This window comes from Streptacidiphilus rugosus AM-16, assembly GCF_000744655.1.
Taxonomy (GTDB): domain Bacteria; phylum Actinomycetota; class Actinomycetes; order Streptomycetales; family Streptomycetaceae; genus Streptacidiphilus; species Streptacidiphilus rugosus.
Genome location: NZ_JQMJ01000004.1, coordinates 3,811,129 through 3,829,342, shown reverse-complemented (window position 1 = coordinate 3,829,342; position 18,214 = coordinate 3,811,129). Strand labels below are relative to the sequence as shown.

Annotated in this window: 16 protein-coding genes and 1 pseudogene; 9 read left to right on the top strand and 8 right to left on the bottom strand. The window is 71.7% G+C overall.

Annotated features, from left to right (window positions below; genetic code table 11):
* The first annotated feature begins 68 nt into the window (after positions 1-68).
* The 5 genes and pseudogenes from pgm (at position 69) to BS83_RS26310 (ending at position 8,712) form a co-directional block, all read left to right on the top strand.
* The gene (gene pgm, locus BS83_RS26330) at positions 69-1,709 is read left to right on the top strand and encodes a phosphoglucomutase (alpha-D-glucose-1,6-bisphosphate-dependent) (RefSeq protein WP_037606009.1); all 1,641 of its coding nucleotides are present in this window, start codon (positions 69-71) and stop codon (positions 1,707-1,709) included.
* Positions 1,710-1,978: 269 nt separating this feature from the next.
* A complete protein-coding gene (locus tag BS83_RS26325) occupies positions 1,979-3,259 on the top strand; it encodes an extracellular solute-binding protein (RefSeq protein WP_037606008.1) in 1,281 nt (426 codons plus the stop codon).
* 99 nt (positions 3,260-3,358) lie between these two features.
* The gene (locus tag BS83_RS26320) at positions 3,359-5,362 is read left to right on the top strand and encodes an alpha-galactosidase (RefSeq protein WP_037606007.1); all 2,004 of its coding nucleotides are present in this window, start codon (positions 3,359-3,361) and stop codon (positions 5,360-5,362) included.
* A gap of 219 nt (positions 5,363-5,581) precedes the next feature.
* Positions 5,582-7,258: pseudogene (locus BS83_RS26315) on the top strand (FAD-dependent oxidoreductase).
* On the top strand, positions 7,255-8,712 hold the full coding sequence (locus BS83_RS26310; protein WP_037606006.1) for an ATP-binding protein: 1,458 nt from the start codon (positions 7,255-7,257) through the stop codon (positions 8,710-8,712). Before BS83_RS26315 ends, BS83_RS26310 begins: the two are co-directional and overlap by 4 nt.
* Before the next feature lie 15 nt (positions 8,713-8,727).
* Here BS83_RS26310 and BS83_RS26305 read toward each other — a convergent pair whose 3' ends face one another.
* The 4 genes from BS83_RS26305 to BS83_RS26295 all read right to left on the bottom strand — a co-directional run bounded on the left by BS83_RS26305 (position 8,728) and on the right by BS83_RS26295 (position 12,060).
* A complete protein-coding gene (locus tag BS83_RS26305) occupies positions 8,728-9,792 on the bottom strand; it encodes an NAD(+)/NADH kinase (protein WP_037606005.1) in 1,065 nt (354 codons plus the stop codon).
* A 23-nt stretch (positions 9,793-9,815) separates the two neighbouring features.
* Positions 9,816-10,106: a hypothetical protein gene (locus BS83_RS26300; RefSeq protein WP_037606004.1), complete on the bottom strand. Its 291-nt coding sequence runs from the start codon at positions 10,104-10,106 to the stop codon at positions 9,816-9,818.
* Between the two features lie 80 nt (positions 10,107-10,186).
* On the bottom strand, positions 10,187-10,354 hold the full coding sequence (locus BS83_RS46665) for a hypothetical protein (RefSeq protein WP_198035303.1): 168 nt from the start codon (positions 10,352-10,354) through the stop codon (positions 10,187-10,189).
* An 83-nt stretch (positions 10,355-10,437) separates the two neighbouring features.
* Positions 10,438-12,060 (bottom strand): amidohydrolase, encoded by a 1,623-nt coding sequence (locus tag BS83_RS26295; RefSeq protein ID WP_037606003.1) that lies wholly within the window; start codon positions 12,058-12,060, stop codon positions 10,438-10,440.
* A gap of 123 nt (positions 12,061-12,183) precedes the next feature.
* Here BS83_RS26295 and BS83_RS26290 point away from each other — a divergent pair, with 123 nt between their 5' ends.
* Positions 12,184-13,158 carry an Lrp/AsnC family transcriptional regulator gene (locus tag BS83_RS26290; RefSeq protein WP_037609889.1) on the top strand — a complete coding sequence of 325 codons (975 nt, stop codon included), beginning with the start codon at positions 12,184-12,186 and terminating at the stop codon, positions 13,156-13,158.
* Between the two features lie 10 nt (positions 13,159-13,168).
* On the opposite strand, the gene BS83_RS26285 is transcribed toward BS83_RS26290, so the two are convergent.
* Entirely contained in the window at positions 13,169-13,957 is a 789-nt protein-coding gene (locus tag BS83_RS26285) for a DUF2127 domain-containing protein (RefSeq protein ID WP_051943980.1), read from the bottom strand.
* Positions 13,958-14,134: 177 nt separating this feature from the next.
* Here BS83_RS26285 and BS83_RS26280 point away from each other — a divergent pair, with 177 nt between their 5' ends.
* On the top strand, positions 14,135-14,692 hold the full coding sequence (locus BS83_RS26280; RefSeq protein WP_037606002.1) for a histidine phosphatase family protein: 558 nt from the start codon (positions 14,135-14,137) through the stop codon (positions 14,690-14,692).
* Positions 14,693-14,847: 155 nt separating this feature from the next.
* On the opposite strand, the gene BS83_RS42180 is transcribed toward BS83_RS26280, so the two are convergent.
* Both BS83_RS42180 and BS83_RS44280 read right to left on the bottom strand, forming a co-directional pair.
* Positions 14,848-15,447, bottom strand: a complete 600-nt coding sequence (locus BS83_RS42180; protein ID WP_051943978.1) for a T6SS immunity protein Tdi1 domain-containing protein — start codon at positions 15,445-15,447, stop codon at positions 14,848-14,850.
* Positions 15,448-15,518: 71 nt separating this feature from the next.
* Positions 15,519-16,327, bottom strand: a protein-coding gene (locus BS83_RS44280) for an IS5 family transposase (protein ID WP_157597321.1) whose coding sequence is annotated in 2 segments (ribosomal slippage) — positions 15,519-15,979 and positions 15,979-16,327 — 810 coding nt in all. Because the reading frame shifts where the segments join, the coding sequence is not laid out codon by codon here.
* A gap of 242 nt (positions 16,328-16,569) precedes the next feature.
* Here BS83_RS44280 and BS83_RS45710 point away from each other — a divergent pair.
* Together BS83_RS45710 and BS83_RS26260 are read left to right on the top strand one after the other, a co-directional pair.
* Entirely contained in the window at positions 16,570-16,743 is a 174-nt protein-coding gene (locus BS83_RS45710) for a hypothetical protein (protein WP_157597320.1), read from the top strand.
* A 101-nt stretch (positions 16,744-16,844) separates the two neighbouring features.
* Positions 16,845-17,666: an alpha/beta fold hydrolase gene (locus tag BS83_RS26260; protein WP_037606000.1), complete on the top strand. Its 822-nt coding sequence runs from the start codon at positions 16,845-16,847 to the stop codon at positions 17,664-17,666.
* Here the strand turns inward: BS83_RS26260 and BS83_RS26255 are convergent.
* Complete coding sequence (locus BS83_RS26255) at positions 17,633-18,100, bottom strand: cupin domain-containing protein (protein WP_037605999.1); 468 nt, start codon at positions 18,098-18,100, stop codon at positions 17,633-17,635. The genes BS83_RS26260 and BS83_RS26255 overlap by 34 nt on opposite strands.
* Positions 18,101-18,214: the final 114 nt, after the last annotated feature.

Below are 18,214 nucleotides of genomic sequence, written 5' to 3'. Positions count from 1 at the left end.
ACTGCTCGCCGAGACCCTCGTCGCCGAACTGCTGGCCTCCCGCCTCCGGATCGACCAGGAGTGATCCCATGCCGCACGAACGTGCCGGGCAACCGGCCCGTCCCGACGACCTCGTCGACGTCGCCCGTCTGGTGACGGAGTACTACGCGCTCCATCCCGACCCGGCCGAACCCGCCCAGCGGGTCGCGTTCGGCACCTCGGGGCACCGTGGTTCCTCGCGGGCGACGGCCTTCAACGAGGACCACATCGCCGCCACCAGCCAGGCCATCTGCGAGTACCGGCGCGCCCAGGGCACCGATGGGCCGCTGTTCCTGGGCGCTGACACCCACGCGCTGTCCGAGCCCGCGAGGGTCACCGCGCTGGAGGTGTTCGCGGCCAACGAGGTGACCGTGCTGATCGACAGCGCCGACGGCTACACCCCCACCCCGGCGGTCTCGCACGCCATCCTGACCCACAACCGGAACCGCACCACCGGTCTCGCCGACGGTGTCGTGGTCACCCCCTCGCACAACCCGCCCGCGGACGGCGGCTTCAAGTACAACCCGCCCAGCGGCGGCCCGGCCGGCTCGGAGGCCACCTCCTGGATCCAGGACCGCGCCAACGAGATCATCGCGGGGGGCCTCAAGGAGGTGCGGCGGCTGCCCTACACGCAGGCGCTGGCCGCGCCGGGGACCGGCCGTTACGACTTCCTCGGCGCCTACGTCGCGGACCTGCCCGCCGTCCTCGACCTGGACGCGGTGCGGGCGGCCGGCGTCCGCATCGGCGCCGACCCGCTGGGCGGGGCGTCGGTCGCGTACTGGGGCCGGATCGCCGAGCAGCACCGGCTCGACCTGACCGTCGTCAACCCGCTCACCGATCCCACCTGGCGCTTCATGACGCTGGACTGGGACGGGAAGATCCGCATGGACTGCTCCTCCCCGTATGCCATGGCGTCCCTGATCGCGCAGCGTGACCGCTACCGGATCGCGACCGGCAACGACGCGGACGCCGACCGGCACGGCGTCGTCACACCGGACGCCGGGCTGATGAACCCGAACCACTACCTCGCGGCCGCGATCGAGTACCTCTTCAGCCACCGCGGCGCGTGGCCCGCGCGCGCGGGCGTCGGCAAGACGCTGGTCTCCTCCAGCATGATCGACCGCGTCGCCGCGGATCTGGGCCGGGAGCTGGTCGAGGTGCCGGTGGGCTTCAAGTGGTTCGTCGACGGGCTGGTCGGCGGCAGCCTCGGCTTCGGCGGCGAGGAGTCGGCCGGGGCGTCCTTCCTGCGCCGGGACGGCTCGGTGTGGACCACGGACAAGGACGGCATCATCCTGGCGCTGCTCGCCTCGGAGATCACGGCGGTCACCGGGCAGACCCCGTCGGAGCGGTATGCGGAGCTGACGGCCCGCTTCGGCGCGCCCGCCTACGCGCGGATCGACGCGCCGGCCTCCCGCGAGCAGAAGGCACTGCTGGCGAAGCTCTCCCCGGCCCAGGTCGGCGCGGAGACGCTGGCGGGCGAGAAGGTCACCGCGGTCCTCACCGAGGCGCCCGGCAACGGCGCCGCGATCGGCGGGATCAAGGTCGCCACGGCCAACGCCTGGTTCGCGGCGCGTCCCTCGGGCACCGAGGACGTCTACAAGATCTACGCCGAGTCCTTCCACGGCGCGGAGCACCTCGGCCAGGTGCAGCAGGAGGCCAAGGACGTGGTGGCGGCGGCTCTGGACTCCTGAACACCCCCTTCTCGCAAGGCCCGTGGGCCGCCCCCGCACTGCTGCGGGGGCGGCCCACGCGCGTTCGGCGCCGGTGTCGCCGAGCTGCGGCGGGATGCGCATGTGAGCAGGAATGAGTGCTTGATTATGAGCAGATAACAAAGAAGTTATGCAGAAATGAGCATCCAACCTCTAGTCAGTCGCCCTCTTCGCTCCCTAGCATCGCGGCAACGGCGGCACCTGCTGGGTACCTGCCAAGCCGGCGGGCGCTCGATCGAAGGGAGTAGGCGATGAATCGGCGTGTTCCGGCCGCGTTTGCACCGGCGGTCACCGGCGTACTGGTACTGACGGCCTGTGGCAGCCCGGGCGCGGGCGGCTCCGGCGGTGCCGCGGCGGACGGCGTCACCACGCTCAGGTTCGTGGCCGCGGACTACGGGTCCAACGGCCGGAACCCGAGCCGGGCCTACTGGGACGACCTCGTCGGCGCGTTCGAGCGGGTCAATCCGAAGATCAAGGTCGACGTGCAGGTCTTCGACTGGAACGACATCTCGGCCCGGCTCGCCACGATGGTCCAGAACAAGCAGTACCCGGACATCGTCGAGGGTCCGGGCTACGCGAGCTTCTCGGCGGCGGGCCTGCTCTACACCACCGACCAGGAGCTGAACCAGTCGGTGCAGTCGGACCTGATCCCCGCGCTGGCCCGGGCGGGCGACCAGGGCGGCGCCCTCTACGGCGTCCCGTTCGTCTCCTCCTCCCGCGCGTTCCTGATCAACAACGCGCTGTGGAAGAAGGCCGGCCTGCCGATGAACGGCAACCAGGCCGTAGCGCCGAAGACCTGGGCCGGGGTGCAGCGGGCCGCCACGAGGATGAAGGCCGCCGGGGTGTCGATCCCGCTGGGTCTGCCGCTGGGTTCGGAGGAGGCGCAGGCCGAGTCGTTCATGTGGGAGATGAACAACGGCGGCGGCTACGTCGACGCGAGCGGCAAGTGGGTGATCAACTCGGCCGCGAACGTGGCCACGTTCAAGCAGCTGGGCAAGTGGGTGGACGCGGGCCTGACCGAGAAGGACCCGGGCTCGGTCAAGCGCACCGACCTGTACGCCGACTTCGCCTCGGGCAAGGTCGGCATGCTCAACGGCATGCCGATCCAGCTGGACGACATCAAGAAGAACAACCTGGACGTGACCTGGGCGTCGCTGCCCACCGCGCAGGCCGGCGGCACCCCGCAGACCCTGGGCGTGGGCGACTGGATCTACGGCTTCACGTCGGGCGGCCACGCCGCGCAGATCAAGGCGTTCCTCGACTTCGCCTTCCAGAAGCGGTGGCAGGTCAGGTTCGACGAGGAGTACGACCTGCTGCCGGTCACGGAGGACGCCGTCAGGCAGGTGGAGTCGGACGTGCCCGAGCTGGTGCCGTTCCTGAAGGCGCTGCCGAACGCACAGTTCGTGCCGGTGTCGGCCCCGGAGTGGGACGTCGTCAACGCGCAGGTCAAGACCCGGATCGGCGGCGCGCTCAAGGACCCGCAGGGCGTCCTGACCACCCTGCAGACCGCCGCCGTCTCCGCGGGTCGGTGAAAGCCGCGGCGGGACGGGGCCGACCTGACCGCCCCGTCCCGCCGCACCCAGCCCACCTTCCCAGGAATCAGCAGAAACTGACGAAAGGAACAGAATCAGGTGATCAACAACCCCCTGCGCCGCACGGCTCCGGCCCTGGTGAGCGGTGCGCTGCTCGTGGGAGGGGCCGTCCTCGCCGCACCCCCCGCCGTCGCGAACGACGGAGTGAACCAGACGGCCGCGAACTACTCGGCCTCCGCCACCCCGAACGGCGCGATCGCCGTGACACCGCCCATGGGCTTCAACAACTGGGCCCGCATCGAATGCACGCCGCAGGCCCCGCTGAACGGCTCGCCGCAGATCAACTACTCGTTCCAGCAGTACATGGAGGACAACGCCAAGGCGCTGTCCGACACCGGACTGATCGCCGCCGGCTACAAGTCGGTGACGGTCGACGACTGCTGGATGTACCGCAACAGCTCGGGCTACCTGCACGGCGCACTGAACTGGGGCGGCGCCACCGACGTGCGCAACACCTCCCAGCAGCCCGGTTTCGACTACGAGCTGACCGCCTACGGCACCTACCTGCACAGCCTGGGCGCCAAGTTCGGCATCTACGAGACCTCCGGCACGCACACCTGCAGCACCGCCGCGCCGACCTCTCCCAACCTGCCCAACGGCAGCGAGGGTTATGAGCAGAGCGACGCCAACTCCTTCGTCTACTGGGGTGTCGACGAACTCAAGTACGACAACTGCGGTGACCAGGAGGCGGTGCAGACCCTCGACACCCGGATGTCCGGAGACCTGGCCACCGCCGTCACCAACGCGAACAAGGCCGGCACGGCGAAGCCCAACGTCATGTTCGACATCTCCGCGCCGGCGGGCTACGGCAACGGCTCGGCCAAGTTCGCATCCATGGACTGGGTCCGCCCGCTCGGGCAGCTGTGGCGGGTCGGCCCCGACATCTGGACCTACGGCGACGGCAAGGACCCGTGGAACCAGGCCATCCAGAACGGCGGCTACAACTTCGGCGCCTACCAGAGCTTCGACAACACCGTGGAGCTCAGCCGCTACCAGGGGCCGGGCAACTGGAACGACGCCGACATGCTGCTGATCGGCGACAACGGCATGACCACGGCGGAGGAGCGCAGCCAGATGTCGCTCTTCTCCGCCCTGGCGGCGCCGCTGGTGATCTCCACGGACGCCCGCAAGTTCGAGCCGTCCTACCTCTCCTCCCTCGCCACGACCGACCCGGCCATGGCGACCCACCTGCAGAACTCGGTCGCGATCCTCGGCAACAGCGAGGTCATCGCGGTCGACCAGGACCCGCTGGGCGCAGGCGGCTACCGGGTCACCGGCGGGGCCCGCAACGCCGACGGCACCCCGGCCGCAAGCAGCGGCATCGACGTCGTGGTCAAGCCGCTCGCCGACGGCAGCCGCGCCGTCGTCGTCCTCAACAAGGGCGCCTCCAGCGCGAACTACACGCTCAACCTGAACGCCCTCGGCTTCGACGGCACCGGCGGCAGCTACACCGTCCGCGACCTGTGGGCGCACAGCACCAGCAGCTCGACCGGCACCGTCGCGCTGACCGTCGGCTCCCACGACAGCGCGATGCTGAAGATCACTCCGCCCAGCGGGGCGAGCTTCACGCCGCGTGGACAGATCACCGTCTCCCGCGACGACTGGAGCAAGGAGTCGCTCTGCCTGGACAACTACGCCTCGGGCACCGGCGCGAACAACCCCGCCGACGTCTACCCCTGCAGCGGCACCGGCAACCAGCAGTGGCAGATGAACGCCGACGGCTCGGTCAAGCTGCTCCAGTCCGGCACCTCGAACCTGTGCCTCACGGCCCAGAGCGGCACCACCAAGGGAACGATCAACAGCAAGCAGGGCCAGTGGGTCGGCATCGCCGCCTGCGGCTCGGCCCCCGGCTACCAGACCTGGGCCTACGACCGTGACGGCAACCTGAAGCTCGGCGGAACCAGCCAGTGCCTGGACGTCTACGGCGGCGCGACCACCGCCGCGGGCACCCCGGTCGACCTCTACAGCTGCGGCGCCGCGCCCGGCGCGATCCAGACCAACCAGACCTGGGCCGCCCCGTTCGCCACCCCGCCGGCCGCCTGACCCCTCACCGCCCGACTCCTCACCGCCCGACCCCTCACCGCCCGACGACGAGCCCGCCCCACCGGCTCGTCGCCGGGCGGTGTGTCGTCACCCGGCACCGCGCCCGGCCTCGCGGCGGCCGCGATCCGGCCTGGCCGCGACGGCGGGCCGAGGCGCGCCCGGACGAGCAGACTGGAGGGGTCGTCCCCTCCAGCCCCGCGACGTACCGGGTGGTGAACCATGACAGAGGCCGCCGGAGCGGTACGGGCCGTGCTGCTGACCGTGGACGACGATCCCGCCGTGTCCCGGGCCGTGGCCAGGGACCTGCGCCGTCGCTACGGGGACCGCTACCGGGTGGTCCGCGCCGAGTCCGGCGGGTCCGCGCTGGAGGCGCTGCGCGAGCTGAAGCTGCGGGGAGCGCCGGTCGCGGTGATCCTGGCCGACTACCGGATGCCCCGGATGGACGGCATCGAGTTCCTGGAGGAGGCGCTCGACCTGTACCCCGCCGCCAGACGGGTCCTGCTCACCGCCTACGCCGACACCAACGCCGCGATCGACGCCATCAACGTCGTCGACCTGGACCACTACCTGCTCAAGCCGTGGGAGCCGCCGGAGGAGAAGCTCTACCCGGTGGTGGACGACCTGCTGGAGTCCTGGCAGGTCACCGACGGCAGGGACGTGGACACCACCAAGGTGGTCGGCCACCGCTGGTCGGCCCGCTCCTCGCAGATCAGGGAGTTCCTGGCCCGCAACCAGGTGCCCTACCGGTGGTACTCCAGCGAGGAACCGGAGGGCAGACGGCTGCTGGCCGCGGCCGGGGAGACGGGACTGCGGCTGCCGCTGGTGGTCACCCCCGACGGCACCCCTCTCGTCGAACCGACGGAGCGGGATCTGGCCGACCATGTGGGGCTGTCGACCACACCCGCGGCAGACTTCTACGACCTGGTCGTGGTCGGCGGCGGCCCGGCCGGCCTCGGCGCGGCCGTCTACGGGGCCTCCGAGGGGCTGCGCACGGTCCTGGTCGAGCGTGAGGCGACCGGTGGGCAGGCGGGTCAGAGCTCCCGGATCGAGAACTACCTGGGCTTCCCCGACGGCGTCTCCGGGGCGCAGCTCACCGAACGGGCGCGCCGCCAGGCCACGAAGTTCGGCGCCGAGCTGCTGACCGCGTGCAAGGTCACCGGCCTGGAGGTGACCGGGGCCGCCCGCACGCTGCGCTTCGCCGACGGCTCCGCGGTCTCCGCCCAGGCGGTGATCCTGGCGACGGGCGTCTCCTACCGGCAGCTGGAGGTGCCGGGGGCGGCCGGGCTGACCGGGCGCGGCGTCTTCTACGGCTCGGCGCTGACCGAGGCGGCCGCCTGCCAGGGCCAGGACGTCTACATCGTCGGCGGGGCGAACTCCGCGGGCCAGGCCGCGATGTTCCTGGCCAGGACCGCCCGCCGCGTCACCCTGCTGGTGCGGGCCTCGCAGCTGTCCGCCTCGATGTCGTACTACCTGCTCCAGCGGGTGGAGAACGCGCCCGGCATCACGGTCCGCACGGACACCGTGGTGGAGGCGGTCCACGGGGAGGACCACCTGGAGGGACTGACGCTGCGGAACCGCGCGACGGGGGAGAGCTAGACCGTCGACGCGCAGTGGCTCTACGTCTTCATCGGCGCGGCTCCGCTGACCGACTGGCTTGACGACACGGTGCGCAGGGACCGACACGGCTTCGTGCTGACCGGGCCCGACCTCAGCGCCGACGGCCGCCCGCCCGCCGGATGGGCGCTCGACCGGCCGCCGTACCACCTGGAGACCAGCGTGCCCGGCGTGTTCGCCGCCGGGGACGTGCGCTCGGAGTCCGCCAAGCGGGTGGCCTCCGCCGTCGGCGAGGGCGCGATGGCCGTCATGCTCGCGCACCGCTACCTGGAGCAGTCTTGACCGCCCGTCCGGCCGGCTGCGACGAGGAGGAGCTGCGCACGCTGTTCCTGTTCGAGAAGCTCACGCCCGAGCAACTGCGCCGGCTGTGCCACGTCGGGCGGGTGGAGTGGTTCGACCCTGGGCCGGTCTACCGCGAGGGCGATCCGGCGGAGAACTTCTTCGTGCTGTTCCAGGGCACCGTGGTGCTCTCCCGGCTGGTCGGCGGCGACGACGTCGACGTCAGCCGCACCTCCGCGCCCGGCGTCTACGCCGGAGCCTTCCAGGCCTACCTCGGCGACCAGGTGCCGCAGGTGTACAACAACTCGCTTCGGGTGACCGAGCGTTCGAGGTTCTTCCTGCTGCCCGCCGAGGCGTTCGCGCAGATCATGCGGGAGTGGTTCCCGATGGCCGTCCACCTTCTGGAGGGCCTGTTCTTCGGCTTCAAGAACACCCAAGAGGCCATCGGCCAGCGCGAGCGGCTGCTGGCTCTCGGGTCCATGACGGCCGGACTCACGCACGAGCTCAACAACCCCGCGGCCGCCGCCATGCGCGCCACCGAGGCGCTGCGGGAGCGCATCGCCCGGCTGCGCCGCGAGTTCGGCGAACTGGCCGCCGATCCGCAGCGGGCCGAGGACCTGGCCCGTCTGAGCGAGCTTCAGGACAGCACCGTCGCCGCGATCCGGCAGGTCCCTTCCCTCGGCCCGCTGCAGGCCGCGGACCTGGAGGACGAGGTCGGGGACTGGCTGGAGGAGCACCGGGTGCCCGACGGCTGGGCGCTGGCGCCGGTCCTCGTCCAGGCGGGTCTGGGCCCGGACTGGCTGGACCGCGTCGCCGGCGCGGTCTCCGCGGACGCGCTGGGCCGGGCGGTGGAGTGGCTGGGCTGCACGGTGGAGGTGGAGCTCCTGATCGGCGAGATCGACGACGCCACCCGCCGCATCTCCGTGCTCGTCGGTGCGGCGAAGGAGTACTCGCAGCTGGACCGCGCCCCGTTCCAGAACGCCGACCTGCACGAGCTGCTCGACAGCACGCTGCTGCTGCTCTCGGGCAAGCTCGGCCAGGACATCGCCGTGGAGCGCGACTACGACCGCACCCTGCCGGGCATCCCCTGCTACCCCGCGGAGCTGAACCAGGTCTGGACGAACCTGGTCGACAACGCGGCCTGGGCCATGCGCAGCACCGGTGCGGGCGGCACCCTCACCGTGCGCACCGGCAGGGAGGGCGACCGGGCGCTGGTCGAGTTCCGCGACACCGGCCCCGGGGTGCCGGAGGAGGTGGCGAGCCGGGTCTTCGACCCGTTCTTCACCACCAAGCCCGTCGGCGAGGGCACCGGCCTGGGCCTGGACATCTCCTGGCGCATCGTCGTCAACCGGCACGGCGGCGAACTGCGGCTGCGGTCCGCACCGGGCGACACCCGCTTCCAGGTGCTCCTGCCGATCGACCCCGCGCCGCGCGACGCCGTCGACACCTCGACATGACGACCGCGTGGGATCTCAGCGGGCCGCCGCGGGCGGCGGCAACCGCAGGCCCGCCAGGTCCGGCGGCACGGGGGAGTCGGGGCGGAAGAAAGGCGCCGACTCCCCGTCGGTCGCGGTGGCGGGCGCGTCGGTGAGCCGGAAGCGGTCCCGCAGCCGGCCGTAGAAGTCGGTGGGACCGAGCCGGACCAGCCGCACCCGCTGCGGCGCGCGGTAGACCCCGATCCAGTCCCCCGGGTCGAGCACCCCGCGCAGCTGCCCGTCGATGCTGACCGCCGCGCGGCCCGAGTGCGGCAGGATGCGCAGCGCCACCGGCTCGTCGGGGGCGGCCACGACGGTGCGGTTGAACGTCATGTGCGGCGCGATCGGGGTGAACACGAGGGCGTCCATGTGCGGCGAGAGCACCGGCCCGCCGGCCGCGAAGCAGTAGGCCGTCGAGCCGGTCGGCGTGGCGACCACCAGCGCGTCGGCGGAGTAGGCCGCCAGCAGCCGTCCGGAGAGGTACACGCCCGCGCTGACCTGGTGGTCGCGGGCCAGCTTCTCCACCACGATGTCGTTGAGGGCGTTGACGTCCAGGGCCACGCCCCAGCCGTCGCCCGCGCCGCGCTCAGGCCGCACGGTCGGCGGCGGCAGGGCGGGGCCGCGTCCGTAGCAGAGGAAGGCCTCCATCGCGCCGGGCACCTCCGGCGGCCGGGAGGCCCGCATGGTCAGTGTCATGCGCTCCTCCACCACCGCCGCGCCGGCGTGGACGGCGTCCAGGGCCGTCGTGACGTCGCGCACCGGCACCTCGGTGAGGAAGCCGACCTTGCCCAGGTCGACGCCGAGCACCCCGGCGCCGGTCTTCACCGCGATCCGCGCGCCGCGCAGGAAGGTCCCGTCCCCGCCGAGCGTCACCACCAGGTCGGGGTCACCGGCCGCGGCCGACTCCTCGCGGCCGGAACGCCGTCGGCTGTCCTCCGACCACACGTCGATCTCGGTGCAGGGCACCTGATGCGCATCGCCCCACGCCCGCACGCACCGCGCGGCCTCGCGCGCGGCGGCGCGGCCCTCGTGGACGACCAGTCCGATGCGGTGCACAGGCATGGGAACCCCCGTCTCGTCGCCGCTCAGCCGCCGCGGGGAAGATCTACGAAGGTCCGCAGCGCGTGCGGACCCAGTCCGGTGAGCCAGTCGACCTTGTGGGCGGCCACGGCGGCGTCCACCTCCGCCTCGATCACCACCGGCGGCTCGACGTCCAGGCGCCAGCAGACCTTCGTGACGTGGAACTCCGCGCCGTCCACCAGCACGGTCTCCGCCTCACGCGGCAGCGCGGGCCAGGCCCAGTCCAGCTCGATCTCCGCCTCGTTGTAGAACTCCGTCTCGCTGCCGGGACAGCGCAGCTTGAACAGCACCCTCACACCGGCCTCCCAACAGGACGATCGCTGCACCTCAGCCTACGAGCGGCCCTGCCGGACCGCCCGTCCGCCCGTTCGCGCGCCTACTCGCCGTCCGGGTCCGGCTCGTCCTCCCGGACGAGACCGGCCTCCTCGCGGTCGAACTCGGTGCGGGCCTCCAGTTCGTCCTCGTCGGGGCGCAGGGGCAGGCCGCGGCCGTGGCCGGTGTCCGGGTCGCCCTCGACGGCCTTGTTCGACTTGTGGTGGGCCATGGTTCCTCCTCAGGTCGCAGCACCACTCAAACCCCGGCCCGGGGCCATTGCAAACGCAGTCGGCGCGGCTCTCGGCCCCGGCGTCAGCGGCCGGGCCCGGGGCCGTGGACGGCCGTGCCGCCGAGGAAGGTGTGCGAGGGCAGCAGGTCGCGGAGCTCGTCCGGCGCGCAGCCGGCCGGATCGCGGTCCCAGAGGGTGAGGTCGGCGAGGCGCCCGGGGGTGAGCACGCCGCGCAGGTCCGCCTCGCCCAGCAGGCGTGCGGCGTTGGCGGTGTGCAGGGCCACGGCCTCGTCGAAGGAGATGGCGTGCTCGGGCCCCTGGACGCCGATCACGGTCTGGCGGGTCGTCATGCCCCAGACGGAGCGCATCGCGCCGAAACGTCCGACCGGGAAGTCCGACCCGGCCGTCACCAGAGCCCCCTGGTCCAGCCAGCCCCGGGCGGGGAAGAGCGCCGCGACCCGCTCGGGGCCCCAGAACTCCCGCTCCACCTCGGCGGTGTCGTGCAGTAGCGGCTGCTGGATCGTGACCGGGACGCCGAGGGCGGCGGCACGGCCGCGCTGGGCGGGGCCGGCCAGACCGCCGTGCTCCATGACCAGGGTCCCCGAAGGCAGGCCGGGGTGGCGTCGCAGCACCTCCTCGTACACGTCGAGGAGAATGCGCACCGCCCGGTCGCCGTACGCGTGGGTGCCGACCCTCCAGCCGCGCCTGACCACGGCGTCGACCGCCTCGACCAGGGCGTCGGGCTCCCAGGTCAGCGTGCCGGAGAAGGCGTGGTCGCAGGCGTAGGGCTCCTCCGTGGCGCCGGCCTCGAGGCCGCCGTCCAGGCCGAACTTCACCCCCCACACGCGCAGCCAGGGGTCCACTTGGTAGCGCCAGGGCTCCATCGCGTCCAGCAGGTCCTCCACCTGGGCCGCGCCGCTCAGGCCGAGCGCGGCGATCAGCACGCGGACCCGGGTGCTGAGCGCGCCGATCCCGGCGGCGGCGCGGAGCACCGCGTAGTCGTCGAGCGAGACCGCGCAGTCGCGGACCGTGCCGATCCCGGTCGCCGCGTACCGGGCACTGGCCAGGCGAAGCCCCTCGACCTGCCGCGACCGGTCCGCGGCGGGGACGAGCCGTTCCACCAGTCCCATGGCGTTGTCGATCAACCGCCCGTTGAGTCGGCCCTCGGCGTCACGGCCGATCACCCCGCCCGCCGGGACGGGGGTGTCCTCCGTGATGCCCGCCAGCCGCAGCGCGTAATGGTTCACCACGTCGTTGTGACCGCCGCGCTTGACCAGGACGGGGTGGCGGTCGGTGGCCAGGTCGAGCTCGGCCGCCGTCGGCATGCGCCGCTCCGCGAGATCGAGTTCCTGCCAGTTGGTGGTGGTCCGGATCCACTGACCCTCGGGCGTGCGGGCGGCACGCTCGCGGATCAGCTCCAGGAACTCGGGAATCGTGCGCGCCAGGTGGACCGGGACGTCGTGCGCGCTGTGCCCGGCGAAGATCAGGTGCGTGTGCGTGTCGTCGAAGGCGGGCAGCACGGTGGCCTCCGGCAGGTCGTGGACCGTGGTGCGCGCGGTCACCAGCCCGTCCAGGCCGTTCGGGTCCGGCGACACCGCCGCGATGCGGTCGCCCCGCACGGCCAGGGCCCGCTGGGGAGCCTGCCCGGGGACCAGTGTGTGCACCGCCCCGGCCCGGATCAGCAGATCGGCGCCGTGTTCCGTCATGGTCTTCCTCCCGTCGTTCGCGGACGCTGACCCGACCGTTGTAGCCGCGGAGTGCTGGTCTCCCACCATCTCGGCGTACGAAAGGCAGAAACCCTGCCAATCAAGCGGCATAGGATGCAGATCATGCGACAGGAGCTCGACGACACGGACCGCAGGATCGCGGCCGTCCTGCTCGCCTCGTCGCGTGCCTCCTGGCGCGAGATCAGCCAGTGCCTCGGCCTGTCGGAGCGCACCGTCGTCCGCCGGGCCACCCCCCTCTACGCGGACGGGACCCTGCGCGCCACGGCCGTCCGCAACCCCCGGCACTTTCCCCGGCTGATCCCCCTCGCGCTCCGCATCCGCTGCCGCCCGCAACGGATCCGCGCCATCGCCGGGGTGCTGGCCCGTCGCCCGGACACCGTCTGGGTCGACATCCTCGGCGGCGGGGACGAGATCTCCGCGGTCTTCTTCCTCGACGGCCCCGACGCCCGCAACTCCCTGCTGCTGCGCGACCTCCCGGCCACCGACGCGGTGGACTCCTGGACCGCCCACACACTGCTGCGCGTCTTCCCGACCGCGTTCCGCTGGACCGCGGGCCTGCTCACCGCCGAGGAGACCGCCGCGCTCGCGCCCGATCCGCTGACCACGGCGACGGCACCGGCGGCCCCGGGTCCGCTCCGTGACGGCGACACCGCCCTGATCGAGGCCCTGACGGAGGACGGGCGCGCCACCTACACCGAACTCGCCCGCCGGGTCGGCACCACCGCGCTCACGGCGCGCCGACGCCTCGACGCCCTCTTGCGCGGCCAAGTCCTGCGCCTGGCCACCGAGACGGACCTCGCCCTGCTCGGCGCGCAGGCCGAGGCGCTGCTCTGGATCACCGTGCAGCCCGGCGCACTGGAGCGGACCGCACGATCCCTCAGCGTCCACCCGCAGGTGCGCTTCACCGCCGCGACGGCCGGGCCCGCCAATCTGCTCGTCGCCGTCGCGACGAAGGACCTCGACGCCCTGTACACGTTCCTCGTCTCCACGGTCGGTCCCCTGGACGGGATCGCCGCCATCGAGACGACGCCGCTGCTGGCCACCGTCAAGCGCACCGGCCTGATCCGCCGCTCCTGACCGGCCCCGCTCAGGGGAAGGCGCGTTCCAGGGCCTGGCGGCCGCTGTCCCTGGCCTGCTCGCGCCGCTGCGCGGGGTACCCGCCGCGCAGACCGAACAGGCGCTTGGCGTAGAGGAGATAGACGACGACGGCGATGTTGACGACCAGAGCGGTGACCTTGAAGAAGGACACCCGGCGGGTCAGCTCCCACACCTCGGGGGCCAGCAGCACCGTCGTCGCGACGAAGGTCAGGTACTCGGCCCAGCGCCGCCCCCGCCACAGCCCGATCGCCTCCACCCCTTCCAGCACCGCGTACGCGGCGAGCACCGCGCCGAGGAACCACAGCTTGGTGGACGGCTCCTGGAACGCCTTCTCGATCTCCCCGGCCAGTCCCGTGCCCGGGCGCGCGCCCAGGCCGCCCGCGCCGTTCTGCAGCGCGTCGACGACCCGGTAGAAGGGGTCGGACAGGCGTTTGCGGTCGGCGGTGAAGAGCAGCACGACGACGGCGGCCGTGCCCAGGAGCACGAAGTGGAACAGCCGGTCCAGGGCGATCAGCCGCAGCACGTACCGGTCCCGCAGTTCCCGGCCGCGTTCCGGCACCACGAGTTCGGCGGCGGGCCGTGCCGCGGGCCGGGCCGGCCGCTCGCGACGGGAGGGGATCCAGGCGTCGCAGCGCAGGCAGCGCTGCCAGCAGAGCCCGTCCGGCGTCCAGCGCACGAGCACCGGGTCGGCGCCGCCCTCCAGGTCCTCGGGTTCGGCCGGCGCGTGCCCGCGTGAGGCACAGGTCAGCAGCTCCAGATTGAGCCGGCGCCGCTTCATGAGCACCTCTCTCGACGGGCGGGTGGTCCACCAGGCCGTCTACCCGGTGGGCCGCCGTCCAGCACCGCGGCGGCCCGTCTTCGCCCGGCCGGCGGCACGCCTCCTGGGCGTGCTTCTTCCCCGGGGCGCGGGTATCGCCCCCGGAGACCGTTGCTGAGCGTCGGTGAGGAGGGCCCGATGGCCGTGGAGATCGTCTGTGAGAGCCACTCGACCACGACCGACAACGAGGCCGGCATCGCCACCGGATGGCTCCCTGGCCGGCTCTCCGCGCTCGGACGGCGCCAGGCCGCGGAACTGGGGGAGCGTCGGAGAGCCGAGGGCTTCGACGCCGTGTACACCTCGGACCTGCACCGGGCCGTCGAGACGGCCGCGATCGCCTTCCCCGGCGGTCGGCCGGGGACCACGCAGGACGCGCGTCTGCGCGAGTGCGACTACGGGGAGCTCAACGGCGCCCCGCTCGCCGTCGTCGCGGCGCAGCGGCTGCGGCGGATCGAGGAGCCGTATCCCGGCGGCCAGAGCTACCGTGACGTCCTCGACGCCACGGCGTCGTTCCTGCGCGACCTCCTCGCGGAGCGGGACGGCGCGCGGATTCTGGTGATCGCCCATTCGGCGAACCGCTGGTCGCTCGACTGCCTGCTGGCCGGCACCCGCTTGGAGCAGGTGCTCGCCGCTCCGCCGCCCTGGCGGCCGGGCTGGCACTACACGCTGACCGGCGGTCCGCAGGGCCTGCCTTAGGCGGACGCGCGGCGAATCGTGCCTGCTCAGACCATCCTTAGGCCGTCCGGGACGCCCTGCCGCGTGCTTAGAGGAGCTAACACAAAGAGCTCTGGTGCCAGGTCGTCCGCCCGGATACCTCGCTGGCCAGGCCTGGCGGACGGGTGTCGGGCCGCCTAGAGTCCACTCACTCCGCGTGCCAGCTGGCACGAGAGCTCCCAGTAGACATCCATGTTGGATCGCTGGAGGTTGCCCACCGACTCCTCTCCTCCGAGAAAGAGCGGAACCCCCAGTCCCACGCACTCATCGAATCCGAGAGGGTCCATGTCCTGTGCGCGCCATTCTCGGTACAGCTCCCATGAGAGAGCCTCCCCATCCAGGCTCTCCTCCGAGATCAAGTCGTGGAACTCAGCAAGTGCCATCTCGCTCTCGTAGGCCTTTCCGGCCGCAGGATCGAACTGGATGACGGGCAGGTTCTGCGGATCCCTCAGATCGACGGCAAGCTGCCGCCCCAGCCAGTCGAAGGCGAAAGGGAAGGTAACGCGTCCAGCCTCCGGAGCCAACTGAAGGCAGTAGTCGCGCGCTTGCTGGGCGGTCTCGACACCGTGAACCCGGTACAGGCCATCCGCGAATGAGGTTCCAGCGTGATGCCGGAAGACCTCGGCCAGCTGCTGGTAGGCCGGCGTCGCGTTGCCACGCAACGGAAGCTCGTACTGTGCCGATTCCAACTGTTCCCTGGCTGTCTCGGGCCACTTCACCGCGAACGCGTCAAACACGTGCTGCCTTTCTCACTGCGATCAGCCGGGTGGTACGCCTGGCGCACCGCGACTATTTCAACTGAGAGCAGTCAACACAACGCGCGGACGCGTCTGTAGGTGATGATGCAGCACGCCAGCTTGAGGAATGCCTCGTGGATGTCGTCGCGGATGTCCCACCGGATTCGCAGGCGACGAAAGCCATGAATCCACGCGTTTGTCCGCTCGACGACCCACCGGACAGTGCCGAGTCCGGACCCGTGCGGGACTCCGCGACGCGCGATCACCGGTTTGATCCCGCGCTGCCACAACAAGCGCCGGTACTTGTCGTAGTCGTAGCCGCGATCGGCATAGAGCCGGTCCGGTCGGTGACGCGGTCGGCCCCGCTTGCCGCGGACGTGGGGGATGGCGTCCACAAGTGGCAGCAGTTGGGTCACGTCGTGACGGTTGCCGCCGGTCAACGCGATGGCCAGCGGGGTGCCGCGACCGTCCGTGATCACATGGTGTTTCGAGCCGGGTCGGGCGCGGTCGACCGGGCTCGGCCCCGTTTTGGGCCGCCCCGACGGGCCTGGCGATGCGAGCCGTCGATCACCGCCCGCGACCAGTCCAGCTCACCGGCCCGGTGCAGCTCGCTCAGCAACACAAGGTGCAGCCGGTCCCACACCCCAGCCTCGTTCCAGTCCCGCAACCGACGCCAGCAGGTCATGCCCGAGCCGAAACCGAGCTCCTGCGGCAGCCACTCCCACTGGATCCCCGTGTGCAGCACGAACAAGATCCCCTGCAGACACTTGCGATCGTCCAGCGGCAGCCTGCCCGGGAACCGCCGACGCCGTTCCCGCACTGGCAAGAGCGGTTCGATCCGCTCCCACAGGTCGTCCGCCACAAGCCAGGGCGGCCCCATCCCCTTCCCCACGCTCTGACCAACGAGGCAGCAGGAAAGGAGACATGGGTCCGCAGAGCTCTTTGTGTTAGCTCCTCTTAGGCGCTCCGGAGTGTGACGGCGTGTCGGATCTAGGGGTGCGGGCCCGTCCAGGATCGGGCATGCGCCCCATGCCCGAGGCCCTACTGGGGGAGGAAATTAGAGGTTGTCAGGGAGACCGGCCAAGGAATCCCGGAGCCACCCACCCTCCAGGGGAGAACACGATGTTCGAGTACGACGCCTTCAAGTCCCGCCACGCCGAGCTCGTCGCGCAGGCCGCACAGGACCGCCTGGTCCGGGAGGCTCAGCGGGCTCACAAGAACCGGAGGGACGGTGAGTCGAGCCGGCCCCGGCGCGGGGGATCGGTGCGCCGGGTCCTGCACCTCGCCGTGCACTGAGGCCGCTTCGTGAGAGCGGACTTGCACGAAGATGGCGGCGTGACTACTCTCGTGAGAGTCAGCTCTCATGATGAATGCTTGCACTCGCGAGGAGTCACGTCGTGAACACCCGGAAGCTCACCCTGTCGCAGGACCTGGACCTGACCTTCACCGAATTCGGCGACCCGGAGGCCGACGAGGGCGCCGCCGTCCTGATGCTGCACGGCGGCGCCGGCCCCGGCACGCTGATCGGCTTCGCCACCGCGCTCTCCGCGCGCGGCTACGTCGTGGCCCCGACCCATCCCGGCTTCGACCGGACGCCGCGCCCCGAGGGCTTCGACTCCGTCGCCGATCTGGCGACCGCCTACCTGGACCTGCTCGACGCGCTCGGGCTGAGCAGGGTGACGGTCGTCGGCAGCTCGCTCGGCGGCTGGATCGCGGCGGAGATGGCCCTGCGCGACAACCACGGCGTGATCGACTCTCTCGTGATCGTCAATGCGGCGGGGATTCGGGCCGAGCCGGGGCAGGGGGTCACCGACCTGACCGGGATGTCGCCCGCCGAGATATCCCTGCTCTCGTTCCACCGGGCCGAGTTCCGCCCCGATCCCACCGCGCTCGACGACGAGCGCCGCGCGGTGGTCGCGGCCAACCAGCGGGCGCTGTCCGTCTACTCGGGCGGCCCGAGCCTGGAGGACCCCAAGCTGCGCGGCCGCCTGCACCGCGTCAGGATTCCGGTGCTGGTGCTGTGGGGCGAGCACGACGGAGTGATTCCGACGGCCTACGGGCGCACCTTCGCCGCGTCCTTCCCGCGCGCCCGCTTCGTGCCCGTGGCCGAAGCCGGTCACTTCCCCTTCATCGAGAACCCCGAGGCCGTCTTCGCGGCCCTCGACGACTTCGCGGAGAGCCGTGGTCAGGTCATGTCCGGCACCGGCTCGGTCGCGTAACGGCGCATCACCTGGATCGTGGCCTCCGGTGTCGGCGCGCCGCCAGCCTCGATCATCGTGCGCAGGTCTCTGAAGTACTGGACGTACAGGTCGGGCGTGAAGGTGTTGACCATGACGGCGGGCTCGTCGCCGTGGTTCGCGAAGGTGTGCGGGGCGCCGGGCGGCACCATGACCAGCGTCCCGGGCCGCGCCGCGTGGACGGCCTCCCCGACGGTGAAGTGCACGGTGCCGGAGACGATGTAGAAGCCCTCGTCGTGCTGGGCGTGCCGGTGCTGGGGCGGACCGTCCATGCCGGGCGCCAGGGTGATCTCGGCGATGCCAAGGCGGTGGGCCGTGGTCCGGCCGTCCTCCAGGATGCGCAGGCGGGCCGGTCCCAGGTCGATGTGCTCGCCGTCGTCCGGCCCCACCAGCGAGACGTTCGGAGCCGATTCCATGGCATGCCCCTTCGTGAGAGTCGTCTCTCGCGAAGATAGGAGCCGGTGCGCCTTCGTGCAAGTCGACTCGCATTGATAGAGTGGACTTGAGTCAAATCCTCGCGGTCCTGCGCC

Coding starts and splice junctions, on each gene's coding strand:
- pgm (WP_037606009.1), top strand. CDS start 69: ATGCCGCACGAACGTGCCGGGCAACCGGCCCGTCCCGACGACCTCGTC.
- BS83_RS26325 (WP_037606008.1), top strand. CDS start 1,979: ATGAATCGGCGTGTTCCGGCCGCGTTTGCACCGGCGGTCACCGGCGTA.
- BS83_RS26305 (WP_037606005.1), bottom strand. CDS start 9,792: ATGCCTGTGCACCGCATCGGACTGGTCGTCCACGAGGGCCGCGCCGCC.
- BS83_RS46665 (WP_198035303.1), bottom strand. CDS start 10,354: ATGGCCCACCACAAGTCGAACAAGGCCGTCGAGGGCGACCCGGACACC.
- BS83_RS26295 (WP_037606003.1), bottom strand. CDS start 12,060: ATGACGGAACACGGCGCCGATCTGCTGATCCGGGCCGGGGCGGTGCAC.
- BS83_RS26290 (WP_037609889.1), top strand. CDS start 12,184: ATGCGACAGGAGCTCGACGACACGGACCGCAGGATCGCGGCCGTCCTG.
- BS83_RS26285 (WP_051943980.1), bottom strand. CDS start 13,957: ATGAAGCGGCGCCGGCTCAATCTGGAGCTGCTGACCTGTGCCTCACGC.
- BS83_RS26280 (WP_037606002.1), top strand. CDS start 14,135: ATGGCCGTGGAGATCGTCTGTGAGAGCCACTCGACCACGACCGACAAC.
- BS83_RS45710 (WP_157597320.1), top strand. CDS start 16,570: ATGTTCGAGTACGACGCCTTCAAGTCCCGCCACGCCGAGCTCGTCGCG.
- BS83_RS26255 (WP_037605999.1), bottom strand. CDS start 18,100: ATGGAATCGGCTCCGAACGTCTCGCTGGTGGGGCCGGACGACGGCGAG.